The sequence below is a fragment of the uncultured Phenylobacterium sp. genome, assembly GCF_902826855.1.
Classification (GTDB): Bacteria; Pseudomonadota; Alphaproteobacteria; order Caulobacterales; family Caulobacteraceae; genus Phenylobacterium.
The window spans coordinates 1-4,613 of record NZ_CADEGK010000287.1; the positions used below are offsets into that span (position 1 = coordinate 1).

A 4,613-nucleotide genomic window follows, 5' to 3' on the forward strand; every position below is an offset into this window, starting at 1 on the left:
CCCGCTCGCCAACCCGCTCGCCAAGGTCACGGGTTCGCTGAACGCCGTGGTCGCCGAGGGCAATTTCGTCGGGCGGCTGTTCTTCGAAGGGCGCGGCGCGGGCGAGGGGCCGACGGCGAGCGCGGTCGTCGCCGACCTTATCGACATTGCACGCGGCGAGGCGGGCCCTGCCTTCGCGATGCTTTCGCACCATTTGGAGCCGATCGGCGCAGGCGAGGCGGCAGACCGTCGCGGGCGCTATTACCTGCGCTTGTCGGTCGCCGACGAGACGGGGGTGCTTGCCGAACTCGCCGCCATGCTGGGCGCCGAGGGCGTTTCCATCGACAGCCTGATCCAGCGCGGTCAGGCCGACGCGGGCGGCGTGTTCATCGCGATCGTTTCGCACGAGACGAACGAAAGCGCGGTCCGCAACGCCATCGAGGCGATGCGCGAAAGCGCCAGCGTTCTCGGCGAACCGATGCTGATGCATATTCTGGACTTTTGAGGCGAGGCGGCTACCAGCCTTTGAGCATAATCGAATCGACAGGAGTTAAAGCCCGATGGTGAAACGCAGCGACGTGCTGGAGCGCGTGCTCGTCCTGGAAATGGTGCGCGTGACGGAATGCGCTGCGATGGCGGCCTCGCACCTTGTGGGACGCGGCGATGAGAAGGCGGCGGACGCGGCCGCGGTCGACGCGATGCGCGATGCGCTGAACGAACTCGCCTTCGACGGCACGATCGTGATCGGCGAGGGCGAGCGCGACGAGGCGCCGATGCTCTACATCGGCGAGAAGGTCGGCGCGGCGATCGGCACGGGCCCCAAGATCGACATCGCGCTGGACCCGCTGGAAGGCACGACGCTCACCGCCAAGGCGATGGCCAATGCGCTGGCGGTGATGGCCTGGGCGCCGAAGGGCACCCTGCTGAACGCCCCGGACACCTACATGGACAAGATCGCCTGCGGGCCGGGTTATCCGGCCGGCGTCATCGACCTGGACAAGAGCCCGGGCGAGAACGTCCAGGCGCTGGCCAACGCCAAGGGCGTGGCGGCGGAAGAGATCACCGTCTGCGTCCTGGACCGGCCGCGGCATGCCGAGATCATCGCCGCCCTGCGCGCGGTGGGCGCGCGGGTGTACCTGATCACCGACGGCGACGTTGCGGGCGTGATGAACACCGCTGACCCCGAGACCGGCGTGGACCTCTACCTCGGCTCCGGCGGCGCGCCGGAGGGCGTGCTGGCGTGCGCGGCGCTGAAATGCGTGGGCGGGCAGTTCCAGGGCCGGCTGGTGTTCCGCAACGCCGACGAGCGGGCGCGCGCGGCGCGGGTGGGGATCACCGACCTCGACCGCAAGTACGACCTGCACGAGATGGTCCGCGCCGACGCGATCTTCGCGGCCACCGGGGTCACCAAGGGCGCGCTGCTGGACGGGGTGACCCTGAAGGACGGCTTCGTCCACACCCACACCCTGGTGATGAATTCCGCCACCCACACCGTGCGCGAAGTGCGCATGAAGCGGCCGGTCTGAGCCGACCCGGCCGACCGCCACCCAGGAGTAGACAACCTTGACGAGCCCGTCGCCCCGCGCCCTCGAGATCGGCGCCCGTGTGGAAACCTTCGTCCGCGAGGTGGTGATCCCCTACGAGAAGGACCCGCGGCGCGACCACCACGGCGCGCCCACCGACGAGCTGGTCTATGAGATGCGCGACAAGGCCCGCGGGGCCGGCGTGCTGACGCCGCACGTCCTGGGCGACGGCGATCACCTGTCGCAGCTCGAGACGGCCTATGTGCTGCAGAAGACAGGGCTCTCGCCACTGGGTCCGCTGGCCTGCAACACCATGGCCCCCGACGAGGGCAACATGTACCTGCTGGGCAAGGTCGGCAGCCCCGAGCACAAGGAGCGGTTCCTGAAGCCGCTGGTGGAGGGCCGCGCGCGCTCGGCGTTCTTCATGACCGAGCCGGACGGCGGCGCGGGCTCCGACCCGTCGATGATGAAGACCACCTGCCGGCCGGACGGCAACCACTGGGTCATCAACGGCCGCAAGACCTTCATCACCGGCGCGCAGGGCGCGGCCGTCGGCATCATCATGGCCAAGGGCGAGGAGGGGGCCAGCATGTTCCTCGTCGACCTGCCCGATCCGGCCATCAAGATCGAGCACGTGCCCAACACCATCGACACCTCCATGCCCGGCGGCCACGCGACGATCCTGATCGACAACCTGCGGGTGTCGGCGGACCAGATGCTGGGCAAGCCGGGCGAGGGCTTCCGCTACGCGCAGATCCGCCTGTCGCCGGCGCGCCTGTCGCACTGCATGCGCTGGCACGGCTGCTGCGAGCGCGCGCACGAGATCGCCACCGACTACGCCAACCGCCGCGAGGCCTTCGGCCAGAAGCTGATCGACCACGAGGGCGTGGGCTTCATGCTGGCCGAGAACCTCATCGACCTGAAGCAGTCCGAGCTGATGATCGCGTGGTGCGCGGGCGTCCTGGATTCCGGCGCGCTGGGCACCGTCGAGAGCTCGATGGCCAAGGTCGCCGTCTCAGAGGCTCTCATGCGTATCGCCGACCGCTGCGTGCAGGTGATGGGCGCTACCGGGGTCTCCGACGCCACCATCGTCGAACAGGTCTACCGAGAGGTCCGCGCCTTCCGCATCTATGACGGGCCGACCGAGGTCCATAAGTGGAGCCTGGCGAAGAAGATCCGCAGGGATTGGCGCGAAGCCCAGGGCTAGGGGGAGCCACGGGTTGGGTCACGCCGGCTCTCGCTCCGACGTCGATCTACGTCCTCGACCCTTGGCGGGGCTTCATGCGCTTTGGATGGTCACACGCACCTTCGCGGCCACTTCATCAAGCGTCGCCGCGAGCCGGTTCACTTGGGAGAGGGTGGAGGCAAGTTCCGGCCCATAGCGGGTGACGAGGTACTCACGCGAGCTCGCCATAGCCTTCAGGTGCGCGGCCGTCCGCTTCCGCAGCACCAGTCCATTCTCGATAGCAAGGTTCGCGCGCGCCGCCAGGTCGTGGTGAAGGCCGCGGACGAGCGTAGGGTGGGAACCCGAATGGAGAAGGTGGGCGCTAAGGTAGAGTTCGACGGCGTGGATTGCGGCCAACCGGTACGGGGCCCGCGAGATTGGATCGCCCCGACGTCCCTGGCCCGCAATCACCAGAGCGGCCTGCCGATACTCTTCCGCAAGCCTGAGCAACTCTGACGCGGTAGCAACGTCTCCAGGGTATGCGGCGCGCTTCTTCGACATTGCCGGAAGGGTATCGAAGCTGTGCTTACTCTTCCGCTAAGCACCGCTCACCAGACCGTCGGTCGAATCAGGGATGACGGGGCGTCGAGCCGACATTCAGGTGCACGGCGATAGCTTCTTCAAGGCGCGGGACATCCACGTTCTTCAACGATCTGAAGGTGATGCAATAGCCCGTGACCTTCGCCTTCCCGAGCCTCCCGGCGTAAGTCTTGGGCAGATACGTCTTGTCCTCGATCCCCATGAGATAGACGGAGACGCCAGCCGTGTTCCCGCTCATGCCGACCCGATAGTACTCTCGTACTTCGCCGTCAGCGTACCTCCGGGTGTGAGATCCGTATCCCACGCTCGGATTGGAGACGATCTTGCCCTCGTCGTTTCTTCCGCTGACGAACCACAGCCTACAGCCCGGTGAAAGCGCAGCTATGCGGCGATGCAGCCACGCCATCTCCTCGCGCCTTGGTTGAGGTTGCAGGGCGATCCAGGCATCGATCTGCTCTTGCTCGCTCACGCCAAGCCCCCGGGTTCACTCGGCCTCCTTAGGGCCTGGTGGAACGACGGTCAGCCAGCCCGCATACCGACACGCTTCCCCAGATTTCCTGTGAAGCGCGTTGGCTATGAAGCCACCGATGGCCGATATCCTGAGCTGGCGGTGCGTGGCGACGGCTGGGCTCGCGCCCCGGCGCGCCGGCATCTCCTCGCTGGACCCGTCGGCGCCGTCGCTTCGGTCGCCTGGACTACGACGGGACCAGGGCGACGGCGGGCGGCGGCGAGGCGGCGGCGTAGGCTTCGGCTTCGCGTGCGATCAGCACATCGGCGAGGAACCAATAGGCCTCGCCCCAGGCCGTGAGTATCTCGGCCGTGGCGGCGTCGCCAAGGATGTCCTTGATCGCCGGGAGCAGAGCATCGGCGACGGCCGGATAGTGGGCAGGCTTGATATGCGCGCCGACGTGCTGGGAGGCGATCCGCTCGATCGCCGGGGCCAGGACGTCGAGCTTGTCCGCGTTCTGCGCGAAGGCGAGGATAGCTCCGGCCAGACGTCGGGGCTGTTCGCCGGACGCCTGCGCGGCCTGGTCAAACAGGGACTTGATCTCCGGGTCGGTGAACAGACGCTCGTACATGCGCTGGGTGATCTCCAGCCCGTGTTTCTGCAGCGCAGGCGCGGTCGATTTGACGATCGCAATGGTCTCGGCGGAGAGCGGCTTGGTCATGGCGTCCGTTTCTGGCTCGAAGTGACGGCGGTCAGCTGAAGCGAAAGGCACCCTTGGCCCGGATAATCTGCCGGCGCGAGTCCGTATCAATACTAGGTCTCGGAAACTGAGCATGGGTTTTGGAGCAGCTGCGGCAGGTTTACGCGAGTGAAGTAAAGTACAGACGAACCGAACTCG

The 4,613-nt window shown here is 67.0% G+C and carries 6 protein-coding genes; 3 read left to right on the forward strand and 3 right to left on the reverse strand.

Translation table 11 applies throughout. From position 1 onward, the window contains the following. From QZV94_RS23400 to QZV94_RS23410, 3 genes are all read left to right on the forward strand, one after another. Positions 1–484 (forward strand): ACT domain-containing protein (locus QZV94_RS23400; RefSeq protein ID WP_293682623.1); only part of this gene is annotated, 484 nt, incomplete at its 5' end. Between the two features lie 55 nt (positions 485–539). Then, a complete protein-coding gene (gene glpX / locus QZV94_RS23405; protein ID WP_293682625.1) occupies positions 540–1,505 on the forward strand; it encodes a class II fructose-bisphosphatase in 966 nt (321 codons plus the stop codon). A 37-nt stretch (positions 1,506–1,542) separates the two neighbouring features. Beyond that, positions 1,543–2,709, forward strand: coding sequence for an acyl-CoA dehydrogenase family protein (locus QZV94_RS23410; RefSeq protein WP_293682627.1), 1,167 nt, complete (start codon positions 1,543–1,545; stop codon positions 2,707–2,709). 72 nt (positions 2,710–2,781) lie between these two features. Here the strand turns inward: QZV94_RS23410 and QZV94_RS23415 are convergent, their stop codons facing one another. The 3 genes from QZV94_RS23415 to QZV94_RS23425 form a co-directional block, all read right to left on the reverse strand. Beyond that, positions 2,782–3,228, reverse strand: coding sequence for a hypothetical protein (locus QZV94_RS23415; RefSeq protein WP_293682629.1), 447 nt, complete (start codon positions 3,226–3,228; stop codon positions 2,782–2,784). Positions 3,229–3,295: 67 nt separating this feature from the next. Continuing rightward, positions 3,296–3,736 carry a hypothetical protein gene (locus QZV94_RS23420; protein WP_293682631.1) on the reverse strand — a complete coding sequence of 147 codons (441 nt, stop codon included), beginning with the start codon at positions 3,734–3,736 and terminating at the stop codon, positions 3,296–3,298. A gap of 226 nt (positions 3,737–3,962) precedes the next feature. Then, on the reverse strand, positions 3,963–4,436 hold the full coding sequence (locus QZV94_RS23425) for a globin domain-containing protein (RefSeq protein WP_293682633.1): 474 nt from the start codon (positions 4,434–4,436) through the stop codon (positions 3,963–3,965). Between the last annotated feature and the right edge of the window lie 177 nt (positions 4,437–4,613).

Excerpts from the sequence above, each read along its gene's own strand:
- QZV94_RS23425 (WP_293682633.1), bottom strand. The coding sequence starts at position 4,436 with ATGACCAAGCCGCTCTCCGCCGAGACCATTGCGATCGTCAAATCGACC.
- glpX (WP_293682625.1), top strand. The coding sequence starts at position 540 with ATGGTGAAACGCAGCGACGTGCTGGAGCGCGTGCTCGTCCTGGAAATG.
- QZV94_RS23415 (WP_293682629.1), bottom strand. The coding sequence starts at position 3,228 with ATGTCGAAGAAGCGCGCCGCATACCCTGGAGACGTTGCTACCGCGTCA.